The following is a 25,392-nucleotide window of genomic DNA, read 5'->3' as shown; positions in this document are numbered from 1 at the left end:
ATGATCGCACCCGACGGAAGATCCCCTGGTCACAGGCCTGCGAGGGCCCGTTCCGAGGTGCGCCGCAACAGGCCGCGCCGCCATTCGCGCGCCGCGAAGTGACGCACCGCCTTCTGGCGGGTATCGTCCTCTCGCTGCCTCGCATCGTCGCGTCGTCGTCACGTCGTCCGTAACGCCGTCGGCCACGTCCCGGTCCGGTGCTCGGCCAGCCACCCACGACGCATCTTGCCTTCACCTGGCCGCCTGCTTCCCTTCGCGCTCTCGTTTCCTTCTCGGCCATTTCGCGGACGCACACTGTCCCCTCGCACTTCCCGCCGGACCGGTCCGAGGACCCGTGTCCGTTCCGGCACCCCGCGCCGCCCGTTCCGGGCCGCCGCCCCCGCCCCGCCCGACCGGATCCTCCGGCGCGCACGGCTACCCGGGCGGACGGACCCGGGCCGGGGCGAACCCCGAAACCGCATCCCGAGCCGCACCCCGGCCCGGGAGGCGCCCTCCGACCGATGAAGGACCGAAGGTTCCGTGCCCGTACCTGTCATCCTCACCGGCCGCACCGTGCGGCTGGAGCCCCTCGCCGCGCACCACGCCGAGGCCATCGCCAAGGCCGGCGCCGAGGACCGTACGACCTACGCCTTCACCCCCGTTCCGCACGGCCTGGAAGCGGCCCGCGACTACATCGCGCGGGCCCTCGCCGACCAGGCCTCGGGACGGTCGCTGCCGTTCGCGACGGTGAACGTCGCCGACGGCCGGGTGGTCGGCTCCACCCGGTTCCTGGAACTGGACTACTGGCAGGGCCCGATGGTGTGGCCGCCGGTGCCCGGTGTGCCGTTCGGCGATCCCGCCACGGCCGTCCCGGACGCCGCCGAGATCGGCAACACCTGGCTCTCGCCGCGCGCCCAGGGCACCGGCATCAACACCGAGGCCAAGCTGCTGATGCTGCGCCACGCCTTCGAAACCTGGGGCGTGCAGCGGATCTCCCTGCGCGCGGACGCCCGCAACCTGCGCTCGCGCGCCGCGATCGAGCGGCTCGGCGCGACGGGCGAGGGCGTGCGCCGGGCCCACTCGCGCGGGCTGGACGGGGTGGTCCGGTCCACCGCGTTCTACTCGATCCTCGACGCCGAGTGGCCGGCCGTCCGGGACATCATCGAGATGCGGATCGCCGCCGCCACCTCGCCGAGCGCCCCGGATCCGGCGATCAACCAGGAGTGCCTTAGACAGGGCGGCAGCGGCGCCGGGCAGCTGATGATCACGGCCTGACCGGGGACCACTCACCGTCGGCGGCGTTCCTCAGGAGCCGAGCGAGGAGCAGGGGGCTCCGGTCCGCGTCCGTCGGGAACCGGTGGTGGGCCGTCTCGGCGACGGCGGAGACCGGGCGCCAGCCGTTCCGGACGCGGGCGACGGTCACCTCCCAGCGGGCCGGGCCGTCCGGGTGGCACAGCCGCAGGGTGCCCTCATAGGTGAGGACCTGCCAGCGGTGGTCCATCGCGGCCGGATCGGACCCGGTCCGGATGCGCTGCCACTGCTCGTCGGTCCACACCACGTCCGGGACCGGGAAGAGACGCGGCACCAGCATCTCCTCACGGCCCCGGCCGTCGGGGATGCTGTCCGGCTCCGGGAACGCCCAACCGGGCAGCGGCTCGCGCGCGGCCGTCCACGCGGCCGGGATGCCGCGCGTGCCGGTGCGGGCGGCGACCACTCCCCCGGTGATCGCCGCGACGGTGTCCATGTCCCCGCCCGCTGCGATCGCCTCCCACACCGCGGCCCGGTAGTCGGTCAGCCGGCGGGCGGCGCACCACAGGGCGTAGGGGACGGTGTCGGCAGCCGACGTCCGGCTGCCGTTGCCGAGTACGTGGGCGGCGACCCGGAGGTCCGGTTCGGCGAGCAGCCCGATCGCCTCGGTCAGGCCGTCGTGGACGGCGCCCAGCGGAGTGTGGTGGGCGACCCTGCCCAGGAAGGTCTTCGGCGTCATGGTCTCGGTCCGCGCCCGGACCGCGAGAGCCGCCGCCACCGCGACCGCGATCGCGCCGTCCACCGCCTGCGGGTGGGTGTGGGTGACCACCGCAGTCCAGGCCGCCTGCCGGACGGCCTCGTCCAGGTCCTCGGCGTACGCGGCGCCGAGCGGGGCGACCCGCATCGCGGCGCCGTTGCCGTACGAGCCCTGGCCGTCGAAGAGTTCGGCGGCGAGCCGCTTCGCGTCGCCGCCCTCGCGGATCAGCCGCAGCATCCGGTTGGCGGCCGGGCCGTAGCCGCGGTCGAAGTCGTGGCGGCGGGCGAAGGCGTGGGTGAGGTCGAAGGTGTCGATCGTGCCGCGTTCGGTGTGGGCGGCGTGCACCGAGCAGGCCATCTCGGTGTCGTCGGTCCACGGCCAGGGGCCGGGCGGGTCGGTGCGGTCGGCGAGGTGGGCGCGGGCGGTTTCGGGGACGAAGAACTGGGCGCCGAGGGCGTCGCCGACGGAGAGGCCCCGGAGCGCGTCGAGCGCCGGGCCGGTGTGTGGAGTTGTCATATGGGCGCCAGCTCAGCCGGTCGGCCGCCGTTTCGTCAACACGTTTGCCGGAACGCCCCCGACGAGGGATGTTTCGCATACCTCCGATCGGGGCGGGCAGCACCCTGACATGACCCGCGCGAACCCGCTCGACCCGGTCGCCCTGCTCGGCGCCGACCAGCAGCACATCGCCACCCGGGCGCAGCTGCGCCGGCTCGGGGTGCCCTCCGGCACCATCGCCCACCGGCTGCGGCCGGGTGGACCCTGGCAGCAGGTGCTGCCCCGGGTGATCTGCCTGCAGAGCGGGAGATTGACGGCCCATCAGAAACTGCGGGCCGCCCTGGCCTATGCGACGCCGAAGGGGCACGAGCCGCAGCCGGGGGAGGTGCTGCTGACCGGCTTCGCGGTACTGGCCGACGCCGGGCTGCCGAGCGCCGGGCACCCGGCCGACCTAGACGCGGTCGACGTCCTGATTCCACGCCAACGCCGCGTCGGGGAACGGGAGTTCGTCCGGATCCACCGGGCCGGCGGGGCGATGCCGGGCGGCTTCGAGCGGGACGACGGGCTGTGGAGCACCACGGTCGCGCGGGCGCTGGCGGACCTCGCCCCGAGGGAGACCGGGCAGCGTCGGTTCCGGGCGCTGTGCGCGGAGGCCGTCCAGCGGCGGCACTGCGAACTCGGCGAACTGCTGGACCAGTTGCTGACCCGGCCGGGCGTGCTCGGACTGCCGCACGTGGCCCGGGTGGTGGAGGACCTCACCGCGGGGGTGCGCTCGGCGGTCGAGGGCGAGGCCCACGAGCTGCTGTCACACGCGGGCCTGCCCGAACCGCTGTGGAATCCGGTGCTCTTCCTGGACGGACGCTTCCTCGCCGTCCCGGACGCCTACTGGCCACACGCCTGCGTGGCCCTGGAGATCGACTCCCGCGCCTGGCACCTGCGCCCGGCCGATCACGAGCGCGGCCTGGCCCGCGCCAACCGGCTCACCGCCACCGGCCTCCCGGTGGTCCGCACCACGCCGGTCCAGCTCCGCCGCGACCCGGCACCGGTGCTGCACGAACTGACCGCCCTGGTCACCACCGGCCCGCACGGCCCGCACGGCCGGATCACGTGGCGCCGGGCCCACTGACGGTCCGCCCGGCATGCCCGGCATGCCGGGCGGAGGCCGCCTCGGCGGCGGTCACCAGGCGCTGGAGTTCGGCGAGGTGGGCGGCCAGGGCCTTGCGGCCCGCCCTGGTGGCGGCGAGCCAGGTGCGGGGGCGCTTGCCGACGTAGCCCTTCTTCACGGCGACGTACCCGGCCTCTTCGAGAGCGTCCACCATGGCACCCTGTTTCCAGGATGGAAAGTACTTTCCATCAGCCGAGCCAGGTCGGGTCGAGTCGGGCCAGGTCGGGCCGGAAGGACGGGGCCGGGAGGCCGGCTCAGCAGCGGGGGTCGATCTCCTGGAACGTCGCGTAGTGGTCCCCGGACCAGTACTGCTCGCCGGCGGTGCCGGTGACCACGCGGCGGGTGCCGCGGTCGTCGGAGCCCGGGGTGACCACGGTGTACTCGTGGTAGTAGCCGCCGGCCTTCTTGGGGAGGCGGCTCTCGCGGTTCTCGAAGACGATGCCGTCACGGCTGTACGGGTAGGGCCCGCCCTTGGCGATCAGGCCGAGGGTGTCCTGGGCCTGGCTGGGGAGCTTGGTGCGGCAGACGTCGGCCAGCGCGGGGTCGGCGGGGACCCAGGTGCCGGCCGCGGAGGGGGCGCCGCCGGCCGGTGGGGACGGCTTGGGGGCCGAGGGCTTGGGAGCCGAGGACGTGGACGTCGAAGAACCCGCGGCGGCGGCCGCCGTGGGGCTCGCGGCGGCCTTGGGGCGGCTGCTCCCCCTGTCGGCGAGGAGGTACCCGGACCCGGCCAGGAGGGCCAGGATCAGCACGGCCACGACGACGAGCGGGTTTTTGCGACTGGTCATGCGCCCCAGCTTGGCAGGCGCCCGGGCCCCGCCCGGCGAGCCGCACACGTGGTCGCCGCCACGCCCGCCGGTGCGCGGACGTACGGCCGGGCGCAGCCGTAGGGCCGGGTACAGGCATGCGGCCGGGCGCAGACGTACGGCCGAGCGGGAACGGACGCCGTTGTCCGTTCCCGCTCGGCCGTGTTACGTACGCCGGTTCTCCTGCGCCGAGCTCCGGTGTACGCCCTCCCGGTGGGAGGAAGAGCGGTCAGTCGTGCCCGCGCGTGAGGAGGGGATGCCTTCCCTCCCTCAGCGCGAGTCGCTGCCCGCCGTCTCGATGGCGGCGCGGCCGGCCTCCAGGCGCGCCACCGGGATCCGGAAGGGGGAGCAGGAGACGTAGTCCAGCCCCACCTCGTGGAAGAAGTGGACCGACTCCGGGTCGCCGCCGTGCTCGCCGCAGACGCCGAGCTTGAGGTCGGGGCGGGTGGCCCGGCCGGCCTCGACGGCGTGCTTGACGAGCGCGCCGACGCCGTCGCGGTCGATGGTCTCGAACGGGGAGACCCCGAAGATGCCCTTCTCCAGGTAGGCGGTGAAGAACGAGGCCTCCACGTCGTCCCGGGAGAAGCCCCAGACCGTCTGGGTCAGGTCGTTGGTGCCGAAGGAGAAGAACTCGGCGGCCTCGGCGATCTGCCCGGCGGTGACCGCGGCGCGCGGCAGCTCGATCATGGTGCCGAGCTTGATGTCCAGCTGGACGCCGGTGGACTGGGCGACCTCGGCGAGCACGCGCTCGCACTCGTCGCGGACCAGCTCCAGCTCCTGGACGGTGCCGACCAGCGGGATCATCACCTCGGGGCGCGGGTCCCCGCCGGCCAGCTTGCGCTCGGCGGCGGCCTCGGCGATGGCCCGGACCTGCATGCCGAACAGGCCGGGGATGACCAGGCCGAGGCGGACGCCGCGCAGGCCCAGCATCGGGTTCTGCTCGTGCAGCTTGTGCACCGCCTGGAGCAGCCGCAGGTCGTTCTCGTTCGGGTCCTTGCGGGCCTCGGCGAGGGCGACGCGCACCGACAGCTCGGTGATGTCCGGCAGGAACTCGTGCAGCGGCGGGTCGAGCAGGCGGACGGTGACCGGCAGCCCGTCCATCGCCTGGAACAGCTCCAGGAAGTCGCTCTTCTGCAGCGGCAGCAGGGTGGAGAGGGCCTGCTCGCGGTCCTTGTCGTTGTCCGCGAGGATCAGGTGCTCGACCTCCTTGCGGCGCTCCTCACCGAGGAACATGTGCTCGGTGCGGCACAGGCCGATGCCCTGGGCGCCGTAGCGGCGGGCGCGCCCGCCGTCCTCGGCGTTGTCGGCGTTGGCGCGCACGGCCAGGCGGCGGCGGCCGTCGGCGTGCGACATCAGCCGGTGGACGGCCTGGACCAGCCCGCCCTGGACGTCGGCGCCGGCGTGCAGGGTGCCCTCGAAGTACTCGACCACGGGGGACGGCAGGACCGGTACCTCGCCGAGGTAGACCTTGCCGCTGGCGCCGTCGATGGAGACGATGTCGCCCTCGTGGACCACCAGGCCGTCGGCGGTGGTGAACTTGCGGGCCTTGGTGTCGACCTCCAGCTCCTCGGCGCCGCAGACACAGGTCTTGCCCATGCCGCGGGCGACGACGGCGGCGTGCGAGGTCTTGCCGCCGCGCGAGGTGAGGATGCCCTCGGCGGCGATCATGCCGTCCAGGTCGTCCGGGTTGGTCTCGCGGCGGACCAGGATGACCTTCTCGCCGGAGCGGGACCACTTGACGGCGGTGTACGAGTCGAAGACGACCTTGCCGATCGCGGCGCCCGGCGAGGCGGCGAGGCCCCAGCCGATCTGCTTGGACTCGGGGGTCGGGGCGAAGCGCGGGAACATCAGCTGGGCCAGCTGGCCGCCGGTGACGCGCATCAGGGCCTCGTCCAGGTCGATCAGGCCCTGGTCGACCAGCTGGACGGCGATCCGGAAGGCGGCGGCGGCGGTGCGCTTGCCGACCCGGGTCTGCAGCATCCAGAGCTTGCCGCGCTCGATGGTGAACTCGATGTCGCAGAGGTCGCGGTAGTGGTTCTCGAGCTTCTGCATGATCGCCATCAGCTCGTCGTACGACTTCTTGTCGAGCTTCTCCAGCTCGGACAGCTGCAGCGTGTTGCGGATGCCGGCGACGACGTCCTCGCCCTGGGCGTTGGACAGGTAGTCGCCGTAGACGCCCTGGGCACCGGTGGAGGGGTCGCGGGTGAAGGCGACGCCGGTGCCGGAGTCCTCGCCGAGGTTGCCGAAGACCATGGAGCAGATGTTGACCGCGGTGCCGAGGTCGTTCGGGATGCGCTCCTGGCGGCGGTACAGCCGGGCGCGGTCGCCGTTCCAGGAGTGGAAGACCGCGTGGACGGCGAGGTCCATCTGCTCGCGCGGGTCCTGCGGGAAGGCCCGGCCGGTCTCGCGCTCGACGATGCCCTTGAACACCTCGACCAGTTCCCGGAGGTCGGAAGCGTCCAGGTCCAGGTCGTTGACGGTGCCCTTGGCGTGCTTGGCCTCCTCCAGGGCCTCCTCGAACAGCTCGCCGTCGACGCCCAGGACGGTCTTGCCGAACATCTGGACCAGGCGGCGGTAGGAGTCCCAGGCGAAGCGCTCGTTGCCGGACTGGGCGACGAGGCCGACCACCGAAGCGTCGGAGAGGCCGATGTTCAGGACGGTGTCCATCATGCCGGGCATGGAGAACTTCGCGCCGGAGCGCACCGAGACCAGGAGGGGGTTGTCGGCCTGGCCGAGCTTCTTGCCCATCTGCTGCTCGAGGGCCTCCAGGTGGGCGCTGATCTCCTCGTGGAGGGAGGAGGGCTCGCTACCGGTCTCCAGGAAGACCTTGCAGGCCTCGGTGGTGATGGTGAATCCCGGGGGGACGGGGAGTCCCAGGTTGGTCATCTCGGCCAGGTTCGCGCCCTTGCCGCCAAGAAGATCCTTGAGGTCCTTGTTTCCTTCGGTGAAGGAGTAAACAAACTTCTGCTGGGACGGCACGGGTCGGTCTCCTCGTACGCGGTTGCCCTGACGCCGGAGAACATACCCATTTCGAAGGCACTTCTCTGCCCTGAATAGGCCACCCGAGGCCGGTACCGAGAGGTAACCCGCTAGATCGAATGCACATAAAGGCGTTCACCTCTGTTGGTGAAATCGTCCGCCTGACGCTAGCCAGCGTTCAACTCTTGAAGACAACGAAACCCGAAGATCGCACGATTCGGACGCTGTGTAGCGACCGCGGGTCCGTCGCGTTGCCCCGGCTTGATTTCCTGCACCCGGATCGGCCGATCCCCGGATGGCGGCTTCGGGAAGCGATTCACGGCCGACCTGTCCATTTCGTCCACTGACCCGGCATCAGCCCCCGCGGCGTGTGGCAAGCGTCACCAGCGTGTCTCACCGCTCGAGCGTAGATGGCCTCCGCCGATCGTCGCACAGCGTCCAGAAACGTGCCCGTTCCGTGACATCCGGACGCCGAAAAGGAGCCCTCCTGTCCAGAATGGACAAGAGGGCTGGGACCTAGTGGCAATCGGACCGCGAGGGCCCATTTTGCCGGTCCGTATAGATCATCCGCCGGAGGTGTCCGATTCGGCGTCCTCACCCGGGCGGGCGCAGTCGTACGGATCGTCCAACCAGTTCTCCGGCAGGACCACCCGGCCGTTGCCGCTGGTCCGCCCGCGCGGGCCGTCCGCGCCGGCCGGCCAGCCCTGCGACTGCTCCACCTCGGACAGGGTTTCGGCCAGTTCGGCCAACGAGGACGAATTGGCGAGCCGCACCCGCAGCTCGGAGCCGACCGAGAAGCCCTTGGTGTACCAGGCGACGTGCTTGCGGAAGTCGATCACGCCGCGCGCCTCGTCCCCGATCCACTCGCCGAGCAGCTGCGCGTGGCGCACCATCGCCCGCGCCACGTAGCCGAAGTCGGGGCGGGCGTAGTCGACGTCGCCCTCGAAGATCGCGACCAGGTCCTTGAACAGCCACGGCCGGCCCAGGCAGCCGCGGCCCACCACGACGCCGTCGCAGCCGGTCCCGCGCATCATCCGCAGCGCGTCGTCGGCCGACCAGATGTCGCCGTTGCCCAGCACCGGGACGTGCGCCGGGACGGACTCGCGCAGCCGGGCGATCGCCGACCAGTCGGCCGTCCCGCCGTAGTGCTGGGCGGCGGTGCGCCCGTGCAGGGCGATCGCGGCCACGCCCTCCTCGGCGCCGATCCGGCCGGCGTCCAGATAGGTGAGGTGGTCGTCGTCGATGCCCTTGCGCATCTTCATGGTCACCGGCAGGTCGCCCGCGTTGGCGACGGCCTCGCGCAGGATCTCCCGCAGCAGGTTGCGCTTGTACGGCAGCGCCGAGCCGCCGCCCTTGCGGGTCACCTTGGGCACGGGGCAGCCGAAGTTGAGGTCGATGTGGTCGGCCAGGCCCTCGTCCGCGATCATCCGGGCGGCCTTGCCGACGGTCACCGGGTCCACGCCGTACAGCTGGATCGAGCGCGGCTTCTCGCTCGGGTCGAACGTGATCAGCTGCATGGTCTTGGCGTTGCGCTCGACCAGCGCCCGGGTGGTGATCATCTCCGAGACGAACAGGCCCTTGCCGCCGCTCTGCTCGCGGCACAGGGTGCGGAAGGGCGCGTTGGTGATGCCGGCCATCGGTGCCAGCACGACGGGCGGCCACACCTGGATCGGGCCGATGTCGAGCGGCGCGAACTCGGTGTCGGGCGCGGTGGGTGCGGGCGTGGCTGTCATGCGCGGCTGACCTCGGGTCGAGGGGACGGGACTCTCCATTGTCCCCCACCAGGGTGAGCGGCCGGCCCGGCGGCGGGACCGGGACGCCGCCGGGCCGGTCCGCGCGAGGGGCGAGCGCTACGACGGATTGATGGTGATCGACCCCGAGGTGACCGTGGCGTGGATGCGGTTGGGGCTGCCGGAGTCCGCCAGCTGCGGATCGATCCGGCCGCTGCCGGAGCCGATGTCGCTGGAGAAGGCGTAGCGGCTGCCCTTCGGCAGGGTCATCGTCAGCGAGCCGGAGGTGGACCTGGTGTCCACCTGCTGCGGCGCCTTGGCGAAGTGCAGCTCCATCGAGCCCGAGGTGGTCTGGGCCTCCACCCGCCGTGCGCTCAGGTCGGCGCTCTGGATCAGCCCGGAGGTGGCGTGCGCCTTCACGTCCCCGGAGGTGTCGACCAGCAGCAGTTCGCCGGAGGTGAGCCTCAGGTCCACGTTTCCGCTCAGGCCCTCCACCTGGACCGAGCCGGAGTCCACCGACCCCGTCACCTCGGTGGCGGCCGGCACCTCCAGCTCGAGGTCGGCGCCGCAGCCGACGTCCGCGACCGGCAGGATCTGCCGGCAGTGCACGCCGACGGTGACGACGCCGTCGGCGAGGACGGTCGACACCACCGGCTTGCGCACCATCCAGTCCAGCCGCTGGTGGACCACCACCCGGCTCTCCCGGCCCACCCTCACCTTGACGGAGGCGCTGCCGGTCTCCAGCGTCAACCGGTGGATCGTGACGTCGTCGTACGACCGGGTCGAGTTCGACTGCTGCTGCGCCGCCGTCGCCCAGGTCTGCAGTCCACCGACGGCCATGACCAGGACGGCCGCGAGCGTCCCGGTGACGCGCCAAGCCTTCGCCACGCCCACCGTTACCCGACCTCCAGGAACCGCAGCACCGCCATCACCCGGCGGTGACTGTCCTCGGCCGGCGGCAGGTCGAGCTTGGTGAAGATCGAGTTGATGTGCTTGGCCACCGCGCTCTCGCTGACCACCAGCGAGCCGGCGATCGCGGCGTTGGAACGGCCCTCCGCCATGAGCGAGAGCACGTCCCGCTCGCGCGGGGTCAGCTTCTCCAGCGGGTCCCGGTGGCGGCGCACCAGCAGCTGGGCGACCACCTCCGGGTCCAGGGCGGTCCCGCCCTCGGCGACCCGCTGCAGCGCGTCCACGAAGTCGTCCACATTGGCCACCCGCTGCTTGAGCAGGTAGCCGACCCCGCTGGTGTTGGTCGACAGCAGGTCGGCGGCGTAGCGCTCCTCCACGAACTGGGAGAGCAGCAGGACGGCGGTGTCCGGCCACTGGCGACGGATCACCATCGCGGCCTTCACGCCCTCGTCGTGGAAGCCCGGAGGCATCCGGACGTCCGCGACCACCACCTTGGGGCGGTGCTCCTCGACCGCGGCCAGCAGTTCGGTGGCGTCCCCGACGGCTGCCACGACCTCGAAGCCCACCGCCTCCAGGACCTTGACCAGGCCGACCCTCAGCAGGACCGAGTCCTCGGCGATCACAGCGCGCACGGCAACTCCACAGTGATGGTGGTGGGGCCCCCGAGGGGGCTGAGAACGGACAGCGTGCCGTCGACCGAGGCGGCGCGCTTGCGCAGACCGGTCAGCCCGGTGCCGCGCGAGGGGTCCGCGCCGCCCACGCCGTCGTCGCTGATGACCAGGCGCAGCCGGCCGCGAGCCGTCCGCACCGCGAGGTCGACCCGGTTGGCCCGGGCGTGCTTGGCCACGTTGGTAAGCGCCTCGGAGACGGTGAAGTAGGCGACCGCCTCGACGGTCGGGGCGATCGGCTCGGAGAGGTCGACGTCCAGCCGCACCGGCAGCGGGGCGCGCGCGGCGATGCCGGACAGCGCCGCGTCCAGGCCGCGGTCCTCCAGGACCGCCGGGTGCAGGCCGCGGACCAGGTCGCGCAGCTCGTCGATGGCCGCCTGGGCCTCCTCGTGCGCGTCGACGATCACCTGCATCACCTCGGGCGGGACGTCCTTGAGGGTGCGCCGGGCCAGGCCCAGGTTCATCGCCAGCGAGGTGAGGCGCTGCTGGGCGCCGTCGTGCAGGTCGCGCTCGATCCGGCGGCGCTCGGCGTCCACCGCGTCGACCAGCCCCGCCCGGCTCTCGGCGATCTCCTCGACCCGCCGCTCCAACGCCTCCGCCCGGCCGGGACCAAGCAGCAGCAGCGCCGCCCACACCTCCAGGCGGGCCATCAGAGTCGCCGGCCAGGCCATCGCCACCAGCAGCAGCACCCCGCCGATCGTCAGCAGGACGTCCAGCCCGGCCAGGTCCGAACGCAGCGTGGTACCGGCGGGCATCAGCCAGATCCAGCCGTACACGGTGGCCAGCACCAGGGCGGCGCCCCACACCCACACCACCACCAGCGCGGCCGCCGCCAGCAGCGGGCCGACCACCAGGTGGTGCAGGGTCTGGCGCCACGTCACGCCCAGCAGCCAGATCCGGCGCCCGGCGAACGGGCGCGGCGGCGGCACCTCCACCCCGCGCAGGGCACGCAGCCGCCCGCGCTGGAGAGCGGTCAACGGGCGGGTGCACACCAGGACGGCGGCGAGCACCGGGAAGACCAGCTTGGACTCGGTGACGGCCAGCCAGACCGGCAGGGCCGACGGTATTCCGGCGGCTATGAAACGGGTGTCCCGCCAGACCCCGGGCAACCACGAGGGGCGCCGCAGGCTCCTGACGAGTGCTCGGCGCAACGTGGTGGAGGGCATGGCCGACAGCGTAGGGCCCGGTGATCATCAGCCGCCATGAAGGGGGGTACCCGGTAGGGGTGTACCTGGATACACCCCCAATCCGGGGCGGGACACCACCGACAGGAGGGGGTGCCCGACGGAAAGCTTGAGCCCATGACGAGCACCGCATCGCACTCCGCCACTCCGCCGCACGGGCGGCCCGTCCCCGGGAACCACGGGGGTGCTCCCGGGGGCGCGCTCCTCCCGGCGTCGGAGCCGGAGGGGGCGCTGTCCGCCGGAGCCGGGCCCTGGTCGGTCCGCAGCGTCGGGTCCGGCCGCGGCCGGGCCGCGCTGGAGCTGTACCAGCACGGCGAGTTGGCCGACGTCCTGGTCGCCGCCCGGCTCACCCCGCAGCTCCTGCGCGGGGCGCGGCGCAGCCCGTCCGGCGGGCGGGCCTGGCACGTGCTCGCCTGGGGCCGGCTGGCGGCCGACGGTACGGCGCCCTCGGTGGTGTTCGCCGGGCGGCGGGCGTTCCGGCCGGTCCGGTCCGCCGGGTCGGTCCGGTCCGTCCGGTCCGCCGTCGCGGCCGAAGTGGTCACGGTGGCCGGGCGGTTCTGGCTCGCCTGGGCCGAGGGGCCGTTCGACACGGTGCTGGTCGAACACCCGGCAGGCGGGCCGGCCGAGCGGCTGCCGCTGGAGCGGGTTCCGGCCCGTCGGGTCGGGGGCGCGGCGTGAGCACCGCCGTCCTCTCGGCCCGGCCCGTCGGCCTCTGCGCCCCGTTCGCCGGTTCGGCCTCCTCGTTCGTCCTGCCCGTGCGCTTCGCCCGGGTGCCCGTCATGGCGGCGGTCGCCCTGCTGCCCTGGCTGACGATCCTCGCCGTCTGCCACGAGACCCCGTGGGTCGTGCTCGACCTGGTGGAGTTCTCCGCCCTGCTCTCGCTGGACGCGCTGCTGCGCCGGCGCAGCCCCGCCGCGCTGTGGGCGGGCGCGGCGGTGGCCCTGATGCTCACCTCGGACGCGCTGGCCGACATCGCCTGCGCCGGACCGGGGCACGCGGTGCTCGCGGCGCTGGCCATGGCGGGCTGCGTCGAGCTGCCGCTCGCCGTGGTGTGCCTGCTGCTCGGGCGGGACGCGGCCGTCCGCGCCTAGACCCCGGTGGGCAGCCGGTCCATCAGGGCGCGGGTCCCGTCGTCCAGCGGGGTGTAGGTGATGATCCGGGTGCCGAGCGCGGGGCTGAGCCAGAAGTTGGTGTACTCGCAGCTCAGCAGGCCGACACCCGGCACCTGGAAGCGCTTGATGCCGTTGCCCGGCCGCATCACGTCGTGCCGCTGCCAGAGCTCCGCGAAGTCCGGCGAGGCCTTGAGCACGCGGGCCAGCAGCACCTTCCAGGCCGGCTCCGCGCTGTGGTCGGCCATCGCCGAGCGGAACCGGGCCACCATGCCGAGCCGTTCGGTCCGGTAGTCGACCAGCACGTCGCGGAACCGCGAGGGCGTGAAAGCCATCCACATCAGGTTCCGGTCCTCGGGCGGCAGTGCGGCGAGGTCGCCGACGATCCCGGTGTACTGCGCGTTGTACGCCAGCACGTCGTACCGGGAGTTGACCACCAGAGCCGGGTACGGCGCCAGCTGATCCAGCACCAGCCGCACGCTCGGGGTCACCGAGGGGCACTCCTTGACCGGTGCCGGGTCGTCCGCGGCGGCCAGGGTGAACAGGTGCGCGCGCTCGCTCGGGTCCAGCAGCAGCGCCCGGGCCACCGCGTCCAGCACCTGGGTGGACACCTGGATGTCCCTCCCCTGCTCCAGCCACGTGTACCAGGTCACCCCGACCGCGGCGAGCTGCGCGACCTCCTCCCGCCGCAGCCCCGGCGTACGGCGGCGCCCGGTCATCGGCAGGCCCACCTGCTCGGGCGCGATCCGCTCACGGCGGCTGCGCAGGAACGCGGCCAACTCGTGCCGGCGGGCGTCGCCGGGATTGACCGGGGTGCCCGGCGCGGCCGGGTGCGGCCCGGCGGAGCCGGTGCGGGCCTGGGTCGGACGGGCTTGCGCGGCGGGGGTCATCAGGCTCATGCTCCCCAGCATGCGGCAACCGTCAGCCTGTTGCCAGGTACTTCTTATACCTGGATAACCACACTCTGGTACCAGGGTACGGAGCGGCGCATCGTATGACCCGTGACCCAACAACTCGCCGTCGCCCCAACCCCGCACCGCACCGCCACCACCCCCGGCACCGCGGCCCCCCGCACCTCCGCACCCGGAACCGGCACTCCCACCCTTGCCGCGCCCACCCTCGGCACCGCCGGGCTGGTCACCGTCCTGCTCGGGGCCTTCCTGCCGATGCTCGACTTCTTCATCGTCAACGTCGCCCTGCCCACCATCGACAAGGACCTGGCCGCCGGGCCCGCCGTCCTGGAGCTGGTCGCCGCCGGCTACGGCATCGCCTTCGCCGTGCTGCTCGTCCTCGGCGGACGCCTCGGCGACATCTTCGGCCGCCGCCGGCTCTTCGTCGTCGGCGCCGCCACCTTCGCCCTCACCTCACTGGCCTGCGGCCTCGCCCCCGACGCCTGGTCGCTGGTCGCCGCCCGGGCCACCCAGGGCGCCTCGGCCGCGCTGCTGATCCCGCAGGTCCTCGGCACCATCACCGCCGCCACCGACGGCGCCCGGCGCGGCCGCGCGCTCAGCGTGTACGGCGCGGTCGGCGGGATCTCGGTGGTGATCGGGCAGGTGCTCGGCGGAATGCTCGTCGCCGCCGACCTGTTCGGCACCGGCTGGCGCTCGGTGTTCCTGCTCAACGTGCCGTTCGCGCTGCTCGCCGTGGTGCTCGCGGTCCGCTACGTCCCGGAGAGCAGGGCCCCCCAGGCCGCCCGGGTCGACGTGCCCGGCACCGTCCTGCTCACCGGCACGCTGCTCTCCCTGCTCATCCCGCTGATGGAGGGCCGGGCCGCCGGCTGGCCGCTGTGGTCCTGGGTGCTGCTCGCACTGTTCCCCGTCCTCGCCGCCTCCTTCGCCCTGGTCGAGCGCCGCGCCGAGCAGCGCGGGGACACCCCGCTGGTGCCGCCGACCCTGCTGCGCATCCCGGAGATGCGGCACGGCCTCGGCATCGCACTCCCCTACTTCGCGGGCTTCGGCGGCTTCATGTTCGTCATCGCGGTCGCCCTCCAGCAGGGCCTGAAGCTCGGCCCGATCGCGGCCGGCTGGGCGCTCGTCCCGATGGCCGTCGGCTACTTCAGCGCCTCGCTCGCCGGCCCGCGCCTGATCGGCCGCTGGGGCAGCCGGGTGCTCAGCGCCGGCGCCGTCATCCAGGCCGCCGGCCTCGCCACCCTCGCCCTGACCGTCCTCGCCGACTGGGCGCACTTCTCCCCGCTGCGGATGGCCCCGGGCGTCGCCCTCGCGGGCATCGGGCAGGGCCTGATCGGCACCCCGCTGTTCCGGGTCGTCCTCTCCAAGGTGCCCGCCACCCGCGCCGGCGTCGGCAGCGGCGTCCTGGCCACCGGCCAGCAGTCCAGCCTCGCCCTCGGCGTCGCCACCCTCGGCACCCTGTACCTGTCGCTCTCCCCCAGCCTCGGCATGGGCCGCACGCTCGCCCTCTGCCTGGGCATCCAGCTCCTCGGCTCGTTCACCATCCTCTACCTGACCACCCGGCTCCCCCGCTCCATCGGCTGACCCCCAGGGCCTCCGGGCCCCGGGCGGCGGCGGACGGCCCCGCGATCGCACACCGATCGCGGGGCCGTCGGCGTTGCGCTGCCGGGTTTCTGGCCATGCGGCCCTCGGCGTTGCGCTGCCGGTTTCCGGCGGTGCGGCCCGTCGAGCCGACCGCCGGTCCGCCCCGGGCGGGGCGTGCCACCCGTTCGCGTGAAGTCGACGCACGTTCCTCGCAATCGCCGCACGGTCCGCCCTACCGTGAGTCGCATGACAGCCAGAGTCCCCATCCGACAGCTCCAGCAGCACGCCAGCGAGTTGGTCGACCGGGTCGCGGCCGGCGAGCGCATCGAGATCACCCGCAACGGGCGGCTGATCGCCGTACTCGCGCCGCCGGACCCCGAGCAGCGGGTGCTGGAGGACCTCGTTCGTGACGGCACCATCGACCCGGAGAACGCCGCCACCGCCCGTGGCCTGGCCGACTGGTCCCCACCGGTGCTCGACGTCCGCCTCGGCTCGGCCGCCGACGCCCTCCACGCCATGCGCGAGGAGGAGGACCGGTGATCTACCTCGACTCCTGCGCCATCCTCAAACTCCTGGTCCCGGAGGAGGAGTCGGACGCGCTGCGCACCTACCTCTCCTCACACGGCTCCGAGGGCCATGCGACCAGTGCGCTGGCCCAGGTGGAGGTCCCGCGGGCGCTCATCCGAGTCGGCGCGCCCCGGGAGCTGCTCGATGCTTCGGAGGAACTGCTCGACCGGCTGCTCCGGGTCCGGCTCTCCGACCCGATCCTCCGAGCCGCACGACAGTCCCCCACCCGGCACCTGCGTGCACTCGATGCCGTCCACCTGGCCAGTGCCGAGCACCTGGAACACGCGCTCACGGGGTTCGTCACGTACGACAAGCGCCTGGCCGAGGCAGCCGACGAACGGGACCTTCCGGTGGCCTCGCCGGGGGCGGTGCCGGGCGCCGGCCCAGCATGATCCTTCGCCAGGGCGCCGGCTTCTGCGGACCCGGGCCGGTGGTCCGTTCGCGATCAGAGAAGACTGACGCCATGAGCTTCGTCCTGCTGTTCCTGCTCGCGCTCGTCGCCGCCATCGCCGGCATCACGCTGTTCCTGGTGCGCCGGGAGCGGGCGCGGCGGCTCCACTCGGATGACGTGGCGGGGATGCTGATCGAGCAGTAGCTGACCGTCCGGGCCACGCGCATGCGGGCGACCTATTCGAGTGTGTCCCTCCACAACGGCACCGCCCTGGTGACCGACGAGGTGCACCGGTACCACTCCTGACACCCGACCAGGGGCGGCATGAAGCCTCCGGCCCGGCTCAGCGGCACAGCGCCGTGTCCACGACGCTCTCCAGGTGCCGGGTCACGCCGTAGTCGGTCGGGACGGTGGTCACCGCGATGTTGACGGCGCGGCCGTCGTCGGTGGCACCGCCCCGGGTCTCGTACCCGGGGATGTCGCCGCCGTGACCCCAGTAGACCCCGCCGCAGGAGAGCGGCCGACTGAAGATCCCCAGCCCGGCGCCCACGCCGGTGTCTCCGACCGGGACGGTGGTGCGCATCTGGGCGAGCTGGGCCGGCGGGAGGAGGCGTCCGGCGAGCAGCGCGGAGAAGAACCGGTTGAGGTCGGAGTCGGTGGAGATCATCTGCCCGGCGGCCCAGCCCGCCGAGGGGTCCATCTCCGTGAAGTCGCGCAGCGGACCGTCGGCGGTGTCCTTCCGGTAGCCCTTGGGGTGGGCCTCCCGGATGGTCCGGTCGCCCACGGCGGGGAAGTAGGTGTGGCGCAGTCCGACGCGCCGGATGATGCGCCGGTCGATCTCCTCTGCGAGCGGCCGGCCGGTGATCTTCTGGACGATCAGGCCGGCGAGCACGTAATTGGTGCTGCTGTAGCCGAACTTCTCCCCGGGCGCGAAGTCGGGCTTCTGCCGGAGGGCGAGGTCCAGGAGTTCGCGGGGCTCGAAGTACCGGTCCCGGAGCGAGGCTTCGTCAAGGAGACCCTCGTAGTCGGCCAACCCGCTGGTGTGCTGCAGGAGTTGGCGGACGGTGAGGTGCAGTCCGTCGATGCCCTCGCTGCGGACCACGCCGGGGAGGTAGGTGTCGACCGGGGCGTCGAGGTCGATCTTCCCCTCCGCCACCAGCTGCAGCACGACAACGGCGGTGAAGGTCTTGGTGTTGCTGCCGATCCGCACCTGCCCGTCGACCGGCACCTTCGCCCCGCCGGCCAGGTCCCCCACTCCCGCCGTGTAGTGGCGGATCCGGCCGTCGCGGTCCCGTACGGTCGCGAGCGCGGCGGGCACACCGTCCGCCTGCACCAGCGCGCTCAGTCCCCGCTGTACGGGGTCCGGCCGGGCGCCGGCGGAGGCGCCGGATGCGGCGGAGGCGCCGGGTGCCGCCAGGACGCCGGCCGCGACCGTCGCCGCGACCACGGCCGAGAGCGAGAGGGCCATGTGGCGGAAGCGCTGACGCATGAGTGAACTCCTCTGGGGTCGTGGGGAGTAGGGCCTCCCTGGTCACGATCGCCAGTCTGGTCGCACGGTTCGCCGACGACCCCCCCCCGATCGAGGGAGCACCTTCGCCCTCGCCTCTCGCATTCGCCATCGCCCTCGCCTTCAGGGCCTGGCGGGCCCGCGCAGCGGCAGGGTCCGGCTGTAGACGACGCTCGTGGTCGTACTGCCGAAGCCGGCCAGTTCGTCGACGAGGGTCTCCAGGTGTTCCATGGAGGTCGCCGCGACCTTCAGGGTGTAGCAGTCGTCACCGGTGGTGCGCAGGCACTCGAGGATCTCCCGCCGCTCGGCGAGCAGCCGGCGCAGCGGCTCGTGGCGGTTGCCCGGGTACTTCAGCCGGACGACGGCGAGTACGGGGTAGCCGACCGCCGCGAGGTCCACCGACGCGTGGTAGCCGGTGATGACGCCCAGCGACTCCAGGTTCCGGACGCGTTCGGTGGTGGCGGACGCGCTGAGGCTCACCCGCCGCCCCAGCTCGCTGAGGGAGATGCGGGCCTCCCCTTGCAGCTGCTCGATGATCGCCCAGTCGGTGTCGTCAAGATTCACGGCCATGGGGCGAATCTACCGGGAGAATCGCGGCGGCCGCCGCCCAGTACCGGGAAGACTCCGTTCCGGTCGCCATGATCACGGGGATAGCCTCGAAGCATGCAACTTGGCGTCAACGTACCCAATTTCGGGCCCGGGACCGATCCCGGCGTGCTGCGCGAGTGGGCCAGGACCGTGGAGGGGCTCGGCTTCGACCTCCTGATGGTGTCGGACCACGTGGCGGTGACCCCGGACGTGGCCGAGCGGTACCCGGAGCCGTTCTACGAGCCGTTCACCACGCTGTCCTGGCTGGCCGGGATCACCACCGGCCTACGGCTTGGCACGACCGTGCTCATCCTGCCCTACCGGAACCCGCTGTTGGTGGCGCGCATGGCCGGTACTCTAGACCGGCTCAGCGGCGGCCGGTTCGTCCTCGGCGTGGGGGTCGGCTGGGCGCGGCAGGAGTTCGACGCGCTCGGGGTGCCGTTCACCGCGCGCGGCCGGCTGACCGACGAGTACCTGGGCACGCTGCGGGACGCCTGGGGCGGGCAGGACGGCGGGCAGGACGGCGGGCGGAACGGGTCCGTACCGGTGTGGGTCGGCGGCCACAGCGAGGCGGCGCTCCGACGGGCGGCCCGGTTCGGCGACGCCTGGCACCCGCTGCGGCTGCCGCTGGCCCGGATGCAGGAGGTGCTGGCCGGGCACCCGATGCCGGGCTTCGCGCCCCGCATCGCCCTGCGGCTGACGACCGCCCCGGTCGAGGGCCTCGAGCGGCCGGCCGGTGTCGGCACCATCGAGCAGATCCTCGACGATCTGCGGCAGTTGCGTGATCTCGGCGCCGAGACCGTCGTGTTCGACCCCTACCACGGCGACCCGGAGGAGACCCGCCGGCCGCAGACGGCCTGGCAGGCCCTCACCACCGTGGCCACCCACTGGAAGGCAGCAACCTCGTGATCACCGAAGCCGACGAGACCCTCCTGCGCCGAGCCATCGCCATCGCGGCCCGCGCCATCACCCTGGGCGACGCCCCGTACGGCTCCCTGCTGGCCGGTCCGGACGGCGAGATCCTCGCCGAGGCCCACAACACCGTGCGGCGCGACAACGACATCACGGCCCACCCGGAGCTGAAGCTGGCCCGCTGGGCGGCCCGCGAACTCGACCCGGAGACGGCCGCCCGCACCACGATGTACACCAGCTGCCAGCCGTGCGGGATGTGCGGCGGCGGCCTCGTCCGCTCGGGCATCGGCCGGGTGGTGTACGCGCTGTCGACGGAGCAACTCGTGGAGCTCAACCCGGAGTCGGGGGCGTGGCCGGTGGTGGCGGAGGAGGGCCCGGCGCTGCACGGGGAAGCCCGGGCCCCCATCGAGGCCTACTACCGGCCCCGTTGATCGTTCGGAACGAGATCTCAACGGCTCTTGAGGAAGTCGACCTTGACGTCGAGCGCCAGCAGATCGTCGTCATCCACCGTGAAGCCGCGAAGAGCGATGTTGAACGTCGCCTGCGGGGTCTCCCGCGGCAGGTCCAGGGTGAGGGTCAGCCTCGTGTCGCCCTTCGGGATCGGGCTCTTGCCGTCGCTGGTGCCGCAGGCCAGCTTGAGGCTGCCCTCACCGCGCAGTTCGGCGAGGAGGTCGAACTGCTTGGTCAGCACCTTGATCAGACCCAGCTTGACGGTGACGTCGACGTAGGCGCCGTCCGCGATCGGCTCCTGCACCGTCGCGTCGATGGTGAAGACACTGGTCTGCCCCGGGGCGGGAGGGTCCGGGGTGACCGTGATGCCGTTGATCTGCAACGGGTCCGTCGGCGAACCGTCGTTCGTGTAGTCCCAACCGGACATCGGAACCTCCGTGGGCGACAAGGGGAGTTGAGCACGGCAACGGCCGCCCAGTCTGGTGCGCCGACGGCCCGCACCAACGCGACGCGCTATTCAAACCACTCGAACGGCTGATCCGCCCGCGAGGAGGCCGTTCAGGAGCTGGTCGACGTGGGCGGCGGCCAGGGCGGGTTCGAGGGGCTGGTGCTCGACCAGGAGGCGGTACCAGAAGAGCCCGAAGAAGTGGTCGGTGGCGGCCTGCAGGTCGGCGGTGGGCGGGAGTTCGCCGCGCTGGACACCCCGGGAGAGCAGGCCGAGCACGACGGCGCGCCGACTCTCCACCCACTCCCGGAACGGCCCGGCGAAGCCGGGGTCGAGCTGGGCCTCCGCCATGAGGCCGCGCAGCGTACGAACCCGGACGGGGTGCGCGGTGACGCCGTACAGGGCGGTGGCGAAGGCGGTCAGGTCGCCGGCGAGTGAACCGGTGTCGGGCTCGGGCATCCGCTGCTCGACCGCCGTGCGGTAGGCGTCCATGACGAGGATCGCCTTCGACTTCCACCAGCGGTAGATGGTGCTCTTGGCGACGTCGGCGCGGGCGGCGATGCGTTCGATGGTGACGGCCTGGTAGCCGAGCTCCTCGACGAGTTCGATCGCGGCGGCCAGGACGGCGTCATGGGCGTCCTGGCTGCGGATCCGGCCGCCCGTGCGGCGGCTGTGGGTTTCTCCACTGTGGCGGGGTTCTCCGCTGTGGGTTTCTCCGGAAGACACCTCCTCACGCTAGCAGCGTGCTACCTTTAATCGAAACGCGACGGATCGTTTGAATTCAGGGGAGTGGATCGATCATGAGCGACATCGTGGTGGCACACGGCTACGGCGCGAGCGACGACAGCGTCTGGTTCCCGTACCTGACCCGGCAGTTGGCCGACGCCGGCCACCGGGTCACCGTGCCCCGACTGCCGGAGACCGAAGCGCCCAGCCTGGAGCCGTGGCGCAAGGCCTACGGCGACGCGGCGCTCGCCGCCGGCCCCGCCGAGTCCACCGTCCTGGTCGGGCACAGCATCGGCGGCGTCAACGTGCTGCGCTTCCTGGAACAGCACGACCACGAGACGAACGGGGTGTTCGCGGGCGTCCTGCTGGTCGCGGCCTCCGCCCACGAGGTCGGGTACGACGCACTCGCCTCCTTCTTCGAGGACGAGTTCGACTGGGCGCGCATCCGCCGCTCGGCCCGGAACTTCCGGATCCTCCAGGCCATGGACGACCCGGTCAACCAGCCCGACCCGACCGAGCACGTCCGGCTGTTCGTCGAGGGCCTCGGCGCCACCGCCGTCGTGACGCCCACCGGCGGCCACTTCGGAGCCACCCCGGACGACCACGTCGAGGTGCCGGAGGCCGTCCGACTGGTCCTGGAACTGCTCGCGGCCTGACCCGGCCAGGGGGTTCACCGTCCCGCCCAGTACCTTCGCCTTCGCGGAGGCGCCGTACGGGACGGCGGCGCTTGCACACGGCGGGCGGACCCTTGGGGAACAGTCGCGATAGAACGGTCACGCGAACGACGGCCACCGGTTCGCGGCCCACTCCCGCCAGTCCGCCCAGCCGGGCGGCAGGCCGGCAGCGACCCCGAGGCCTTCCAGCTCCGCCGCGTCCGGCTCCTCGAAGTGCGCCCGCCCGGCCAGGATGTCCGCCTCTGTCATCGGGAACGTCTCCTCGGGAGTGGTCGCCCAGCGATGGGCGATCCGGGCACGCTGGGTCCCGTCGTCCACCGGCAGGTAGAGCATCCGGAAGCACGCCCCCTCGGACTCCACCAGCCAGCGGATCGCGGACCGCTCCTCCCGCGACCAACAGCCGTAGTCCACCACGACGTTGGTGCCCAGCCTGACCGCCTCCAAGGCGAGCCAGAGCATGCGCCCCTCCAGCACGTCTCGCTTCCCGTCCGCCTCCGATGCGCCGAACAGCGGAATCATCCAGTCGTCGGGCGTCAGCCGCAGCGCGCCCTGCTCCTCGGCGAGCTGCCGGGCCATCGTGGTCTTTCCGGCCCCTGGCAGGCCGACCATCAGGAACAACGTAGTCACCGCGGGATCGTGACAGGGAAGCCGAGCGGACGGCCACCGCATTTTCCGCGCGACCCCGACCTGCGACCATGGGCCCGTCGGCACATCGAGCAGGGGGACCGGACCGCATGGAGCTACGGCAGCTGCGCTGCTTCGTCGCCGTCGCCGAGGAACTGCACTTCGGCCGGGCCGCCGAGCAGCTGCTGCTCGGCCAGCCCGCCGTGAGCCAACAGGTCCGGCGCCTGGAACGGGAGTTGAAGGTCACGTTGTTCGACCGCTCGCCCCGGTACGTCCGGCTGACCCCGGCCGGCGACCGCTTCCTGCCCGCCGCCCGGGACGTCCTGGCCGCCGAGGACGCCGCCCGCGCCCTCGCCGCCGACCTCGCCGCCGAGGCCGCCACACCCGCCGTGCTCCGGCTCGGCACCATCACCGGACTCGGCGAGCGGCTCGACCTGATCCTGGACACCTACCAGCGGCGGGCCCCCGGCGTGCGCGTCGAACTCCACTCCGCCCCGGTACGGGAACGGCTCGCCCGACTGGCGGACGGCCGCCTCGACGCCGCCTTCGTGCGCGGCGCCATCCCCGAGAGCAACACCGAACTCCGCTTCCTGCCCGTCTGGCAGGACGAGCTGGTGCTCGCCCTCCCCGCCCGGCACGCCCTCGCCGACCAGCCCGACATCGACCTCGCGGACCTCGCCGCCCTGCCCCTGCGGCTGACCGAACGCCGCAACCACCCGGCGCTGGTGGACCTGGTGACGGACGCCTGCGCGCAGGCGGGCTTCCAGCCGGTCCTCGGCCCGGCCCACGGCGGCACCCTCCAGGACACCCTCGCCGCGATCGGCACCGGAACCCCGATGTGGACGGTGGTGTACGCCGCCAACGCCCGGATGACGAACACCCACCGGATCGCCTTCCGCCCCTGCCGAACCCCGCTGACCCTCCCGACCTCGATCGCCGTACGACGCTCCGCCCCGCTCCCCCGGCTGCTCCTGCAAGCCTGCCGCCAGACGGCCGTGACCAGCCCGACCAGCCCGACCAGCCTGACCAGGGACGATCAGGATTCGTGATCGCTGCCAGAGCGATTCGGGTCTGGGTGCGGGCGGCCCGATCGGGTGGACTGTTCTCAGCCGGAAAACCCGGCAGGAACACCCCACAGGAAACCGGTCAGGAGCCGAAGATGCCGATCGTCACCATTCAGCAGGGCCCGCGCGAGGTCGAGCAGAAGCGCGAGCTGGTCAAGAAGGTCACCGAGGCCTTCGTGGAGGCCCTGGAGGTCCCCGCCGAGAGCGTGTTCGTGTGGATCCAGGAGTACCCGGCCGAGAACTGGGCTGCGGCCGGCAAGCTCACCGCGGACCGGTAGCCACCGGCCAACGGACGACGGGATGCGGCCGCTCCCACCTCCGCCCGCCGCACGGCGGCATCGAGCGGACGGCCCGCCCCGACGACGTCGACCCTCCCCCTGCTCGCACCTCATGACGTTACCGACCCGCCCCCGCACCTCCCTGCTCGCCGCCGCAGCATCCTCGGTCGCGACCGGGGCGGGCGCGGGGGCCGTCGACTCCCGTCCGCTGCGCCGCCACGACCCCGGCCGGGCCCGGTGCCGGGAAAACCGGTTGGCCCGAAAACCAGTTGGTCCGACCCCGCCATCGGCCTGACAATCCCCGGATGACCGATGACCAGAGCAAGATCCACCGGCGACGCGCGGCCCGCATGTCCTGCAAGCGGTTCCTCTCCGGCGACCGCATCATGAGCATCCGCGAGCGCCTCGCCCAACTCACCGCCCTGGACGGCCTGGACGTCTTCCCCGACTTCTACGGCAGCGACGGCCCGGTGCGACAACTGGAGGAACGGACCGCCGCTCTGCTCGGCAAGGAAGACGCGGTCTTCTTCCCCACCGGCACCATGGCGCAGCAGGTCGCCCTGCGCTACCACGCCGAACGCACCGGCAACCCCGCCGTCGTCCTCCACCCGCTCAGCCACATCGAACGCCACGAGCGCCACGCCTACACCCAGCTCACCGGCCTGCGCGGCCTCTGGCCCACCACCGAGCAGCGCCAGCCGACCGCCGAGGAACTCCGCGCGCTCGGCGAGCCCTTCGGCACCCTCACGGTCGAACTCCCGCTGCGCGACCCCGGCTACCTCCTCCCCACCTGGGACGAGCTGACCGAACTCGTCGCCGCCGCCCGCGAAACCGGCGCCCGGGTGCACTTCGACGGCGCGCGCCTCTGGAACACCACAGTCCACTTCGACAGGCAGCTCGACGAGATCGCCGCCCTCGCCGACAGCGTCTACGTCTCCTACTACAAGGACCTCGGCAGCATGAGCGGGGCCGCTCTCGCCGGAGACGCCGCCCTCACCGCCTACGCCCGCACCTGGCGCCACCGCTACGGCGGCCAGCTCTTCCAGCAGTGGCCGGCCGCCCTCGCCGCGCTCCACGGCATGGACACCGTCCTCCCCCACCTCGCCGACTACACCCGCCATGCTGCGACGCTCACCCGGGCCCTCGCCGCACTCCCGGGCGCCCGCCTCTACCCGGAGGTCCCGCCGACCCACGAGTTCCAGCTCTGGCTGCCGCACCCGGCCGAGGCACTGAACGCCGCCCACCTGACCCTCGCCGAGCAGGAGGACACCTGGTTCATCGGCTACTGGCAGGACGCCGCCCCCGGCCTCGCCATGGCCGAGGTCAGCCTCGGCGGACCGGCCCAGAGGTGGACGGCGGACGAGGTGACGGCGGTCGGGCTACGGCTCCTGGAGCTGGCCGCAGCCGGCTGACGGGATCTCCCGAGGCACCCGGGCCAGGGCTGCGCGGATGCTGTCGGCGGCTTCGGGGATTTCGACTCCGAGTTCGCGTAGCCAGTTCACAGTCTCGGCGATGGACAGGCGGGCCCGGCGGGCCGTCGCCACGAGGCAGGAGAGCGAACGGGGCCGGCCCACCCCGCTGGTCAGTTCTGCTCAAGGTGATACGTCGCAATCAAACGGTTCGCGAGCACCAGACCCTTTGTGTCACT

At 72.6% G+C, this 25,392-nt stretch carries 28 protein-coding genes; 14 read left to right on the top strand and 14 right to left on the bottom strand.

Translation table 11 applies throughout. The features are described from left to right. Positions 1-519: 519 nt before the first annotated feature. Entirely contained in the window at positions 520-1,254 is a 735-nt protein-coding gene (locus ACZ52J_RS19305) for a GNAT family N-acetyltransferase (protein ID WP_360504220.1), read from the top strand. On the opposite strand, the gene ACZ52J_RS19300 is transcribed toward ACZ52J_RS19305, so the two are convergent. Beyond that, positions 1,244-2,500 (bottom strand): ADP-ribosylglycohydrolase family protein, encoded by a 1,257-nt coding sequence (locus tag ACZ52J_RS19300; protein WP_465620210.1) that lies wholly within the window; start codon positions 2,498-2,500, stop codon positions 1,244-1,246. The genes ACZ52J_RS19305 and ACZ52J_RS19300 overlap by 11 nt on opposite strands. Positions 2,501-2,609: 109 nt before the next feature. Between ACZ52J_RS19300 and ACZ52J_RS19295 the strand changes: the two genes are divergently transcribed. Then, entirely contained in the window at positions 2,610-3,605 is a 996-nt protein-coding gene (locus ACZ52J_RS19295) for a hypothetical protein (protein WP_465620208.1), read from the top strand. Here the strand turns inward: ACZ52J_RS19295 and ACZ52J_RS19290 are convergent. From ACZ52J_RS19290 to ACZ52J_RS19260, 7 genes are all read right to left on the bottom strand, one after another. Beyond that, positions 3,583-3,798 (bottom strand): transcriptional regulator, encoded by a 216-nt coding sequence (locus tag ACZ52J_RS19290; protein WP_465620206.1) that lies wholly within the window; start codon positions 3,796-3,798, stop codon positions 3,583-3,585. The two genes, ACZ52J_RS19295 and ACZ52J_RS19290, sit on opposite strands and share 23 nt — an antisense overlap. A 100-nt stretch (positions 3,799-3,898) precedes the next feature. Further along, positions 3,899-4,429, bottom strand: coding sequence for a ribonuclease (locus ACZ52J_RS19285; RefSeq protein WP_465620204.1), 531 nt, complete (start codon positions 4,427-4,429; stop codon positions 3,899-3,901). A gap of 288 nt (positions 4,430-4,717) precedes the next feature. Next, positions 4,718-7,426: a pyruvate, phosphate dikinase gene (gene ppdK / locus ACZ52J_RS19280; RefSeq protein WP_465620202.1), complete on the bottom strand. Its 2,709-nt coding sequence runs from the start codon at positions 7,424-7,426 to the stop codon at positions 4,718-4,720. Positions 7,427-7,989: 563 nt separating this feature from the next. Then, entirely contained in the window at positions 7,990-9,159 is a 1,170-nt protein-coding gene (dusB, locus tag ACZ52J_RS19275; RefSeq protein WP_360504233.1) for a tRNA dihydrouridine synthase DusB, read from the bottom strand. A gap of 117 nt (positions 9,160-9,276) precedes the next feature. Next, positions 9,277-10,044 carry a DUF4097 family beta strand repeat-containing protein gene (locus tag ACZ52J_RS19270; protein ID WP_360504235.1) on the bottom strand — a complete coding sequence of 256 codons (768 nt, stop codon included), beginning with the start codon at positions 10,042-10,044 and terminating at the stop codon, positions 9,277-9,279. A gap of 8 nt (positions 10,045-10,052) precedes the next feature. Continuing rightward, positions 10,053-10,697 carry a response regulator transcription factor gene (locus ACZ52J_RS19265; RefSeq protein ID WP_360504237.1) on the bottom strand — a complete coding sequence of 215 codons (645 nt, stop codon included), beginning with the start codon at positions 10,695-10,697 and terminating at the stop codon, positions 10,053-10,055. Next, positions 10,685-11,899 (bottom strand): sensor histidine kinase, encoded by a 1,215-nt coding sequence (locus ACZ52J_RS19260; RefSeq protein ID WP_465620200.1) that lies wholly within the window; start codon positions 11,897-11,899, stop codon positions 10,685-10,687. Before ACZ52J_RS19260 ends, ACZ52J_RS19265 begins: the two co-directional genes overlap by 13 nt. Before the next feature lie 135 nt (positions 11,900-12,034). Here ACZ52J_RS19260 and ACZ52J_RS19255 point away from each other — a divergent pair, with 135 nt between their 5' ends. Together ACZ52J_RS19255 and ACZ52J_RS19250 are read left to right on the top strand one after the other, a co-directional pair. Next, positions 12,035-12,595 (top strand): hypothetical protein, encoded by a 561-nt coding sequence (locus tag ACZ52J_RS19255; RefSeq protein WP_465620198.1) that lies wholly within the window; start codon positions 12,035-12,037, stop codon positions 12,593-12,595. Continuing rightward, on the top strand, positions 12,592-13,008 hold the full coding sequence (locus tag ACZ52J_RS19250; RefSeq protein ID WP_465620197.1) for a hypothetical protein: 417 nt from the start codon (positions 12,592-12,594) through the stop codon (positions 13,006-13,008). The genes ACZ52J_RS19255 and ACZ52J_RS19250 overlap by 4 nt, the downstream gene beginning before the upstream one ends. Here ACZ52J_RS19250 and ACZ52J_RS19245 read toward each other — a convergent pair. After that, entirely contained in the window at positions 13,005-13,925 is a 921-nt protein-coding gene (locus ACZ52J_RS19245) for a helix-turn-helix transcriptional regulator (protein WP_465620195.1), read from the bottom strand. The two genes, ACZ52J_RS19250 and ACZ52J_RS19245, sit on opposite strands and share 4 nt — an antisense overlap. Positions 13,926-14,027: 102 nt before the next feature. Here ACZ52J_RS19245 and ACZ52J_RS19240 point away from each other — a divergent pair, with 102 nt between their 5' ends. The 4 genes from ACZ52J_RS19240 to ACZ52J_RS19225 all read left to right on the top strand — a co-directional run bounded on the left by ACZ52J_RS19240 (position 14,028) and on the right by ACZ52J_RS19225 (position 16,680). Then, positions 14,028-15,518, top strand: a complete 1,491-nt coding sequence (locus ACZ52J_RS19240) for an MFS transporter (RefSeq protein ID WP_465620193.1) — start codon at positions 14,028-14,030, stop codon at positions 15,516-15,518. A 246-nt stretch (positions 15,519-15,764) separates the two neighbouring features. Beyond that, a complete protein-coding gene (locus ACZ52J_RS19235; protein WP_465620192.1) occupies positions 15,765-16,058 on the top strand; it encodes a type II toxin-antitoxin system Phd/YefM family antitoxin in 294 nt (97 codons plus the stop codon). Beyond that, positions 16,055-16,477 carry a type II toxin-antitoxin system VapC family toxin gene (locus tag ACZ52J_RS19230; RefSeq protein ID WP_465620190.1) on the top strand — a complete coding sequence of 141 codons (423 nt, stop codon included), beginning with the start codon at positions 16,055-16,057 and terminating at the stop codon, positions 16,475-16,477. The genes ACZ52J_RS19235 and ACZ52J_RS19230 overlap by 4 nt, the downstream gene beginning before the upstream one ends. Before the next feature lie 71 nt (positions 16,478-16,548). Continuing rightward, positions 16,549-16,680, top strand: a complete 132-nt coding sequence (locus ACZ52J_RS19225; RefSeq protein WP_465620189.1) for a hypothetical protein — start codon at positions 16,549-16,551, stop codon at positions 16,678-16,680. Positions 16,681-16,819: 139 nt separating this feature from the next. On the opposite strand, the gene ACZ52J_RS19220 is transcribed toward ACZ52J_RS19225, so the two are convergent. Both ACZ52J_RS19220 and ACZ52J_RS19215 read right to left on the bottom strand, forming a co-directional pair. After that, a complete protein-coding gene (locus tag ACZ52J_RS19220) occupies positions 16,820-17,965 on the bottom strand; it encodes a serine hydrolase domain-containing protein (protein ID WP_465620187.1) in 1,146 nt (381 codons plus the stop codon). Positions 17,966-18,106: 141 nt separating this feature from the next. Further along, positions 18,107-18,553, bottom strand: a complete 447-nt coding sequence (locus tag ACZ52J_RS19215; RefSeq protein WP_465620186.1) for an Lrp/AsnC family transcriptional regulator — start codon at positions 18,551-18,553, stop codon at positions 18,107-18,109. A 93-nt stretch (positions 18,554-18,646) separates the two neighbouring features. Here ACZ52J_RS19215 and ACZ52J_RS19210 point away from each other — a divergent pair, with 93 nt between their 5' ends. Both ACZ52J_RS19210 and ACZ52J_RS19205 read left to right on the top strand, forming a co-directional pair. Beyond that, a complete protein-coding gene (locus ACZ52J_RS19210; RefSeq protein WP_465620184.1) occupies positions 18,647-19,480 on the top strand; it encodes a TIGR03619 family F420-dependent LLM class oxidoreductase in 834 nt (277 codons plus the stop codon). Further along, a complete protein-coding gene (locus ACZ52J_RS19205) occupies positions 19,477-19,914 on the top strand; it encodes a nucleoside deaminase (RefSeq protein WP_465620182.1) in 438 nt (145 codons plus the stop codon). Before ACZ52J_RS19210 ends, ACZ52J_RS19205 begins: the two co-directional genes overlap by 4 nt. A gap of 17 nt (positions 19,915-19,931) precedes the next feature. On the opposite strand, the gene ACZ52J_RS19200 is transcribed toward ACZ52J_RS19205, so the two are convergent. Next, positions 19,932-20,360 (bottom strand): ML domain-containing protein, encoded by a 429-nt coding sequence (locus ACZ52J_RS19200; RefSeq protein WP_465620180.1) that lies wholly within the window; start codon positions 20,358-20,360, stop codon positions 19,932-19,934. Positions 20,361-20,450: 90 nt separating this feature from the next. Continuing rightward, positions 20,451-21,104 (bottom strand): TetR/AcrR family transcriptional regulator, encoded by a 654-nt coding sequence (locus ACZ52J_RS19195; protein ID WP_465620178.1) that lies wholly within the window; start codon positions 21,102-21,104, stop codon positions 20,451-20,453. A gap of 74 nt (positions 21,105-21,178) precedes the next feature. Here ACZ52J_RS19195 and ACZ52J_RS19190 point away from each other — a divergent pair, with 74 nt between their 5' ends. Next, a complete protein-coding gene (locus tag ACZ52J_RS19190; protein ID WP_465620176.1) occupies positions 21,179-21,760 on the top strand; it encodes an RBBP9/YdeN family alpha/beta hydrolase in 582 nt (193 codons plus the stop codon). A 117-nt stretch (positions 21,761-21,877) separates the two neighbouring features. Here ACZ52J_RS19190 and ACZ52J_RS19185 read toward each other — a convergent pair whose 3' ends face one another. Next, positions 21,878-22,405 (bottom strand): P-loop nucleotide/nucleoside kinase family protein, encoded by a 528-nt coding sequence (locus ACZ52J_RS19185; RefSeq protein ID WP_465620174.1) that lies wholly within the window; start codon positions 22,403-22,405, stop codon positions 21,878-21,880. 107 nt (positions 22,406-22,512) lie between these two features. Here ACZ52J_RS19185 and ACZ52J_RS19180 point away from each other — a divergent pair, with 107 nt between their 5' ends. The 3 genes from ACZ52J_RS19180 to ACZ52J_RS19170 all read left to right on the top strand — a co-directional run bounded on the left by ACZ52J_RS19180 (position 22,513) and on the right by ACZ52J_RS19170 (position 25,156). Next, complete coding sequence (locus ACZ52J_RS19180; protein ID WP_465620173.1) at positions 22,513-23,451, top strand: LysR family transcriptional regulator; 939 nt, start codon at positions 22,513-22,515, stop codon at positions 23,449-23,451. A 110-nt stretch (positions 23,452-23,561) separates the two neighbouring features. After that, complete coding sequence (dmpI, locus tag ACZ52J_RS19175) at positions 23,562-23,744, top strand: 4-oxalocrotonate tautomerase DmpI (protein ID WP_465620171.1); 183 nt, start codon at positions 23,562-23,564, stop codon at positions 23,742-23,744. Between the two features lie 305 nt (positions 23,745-24,049). Continuing rightward, complete coding sequence (locus ACZ52J_RS19170) at positions 24,050-25,156, top strand: threonine aldolase family protein (RefSeq protein WP_465620170.1); 1,107 nt, start codon at positions 24,050-24,052, stop codon at positions 25,154-25,156. Positions 25,157-25,392: the final 236 nt, after the last annotated feature.

This window comes from Kitasatospora sp. NPDC034035, assembly GCF_055575755.1.
The sequence above is the reverse complement of the archived record's forward strand: the minus strand, read 5'-3'. Positions and strand labels throughout refer to the sequence as shown.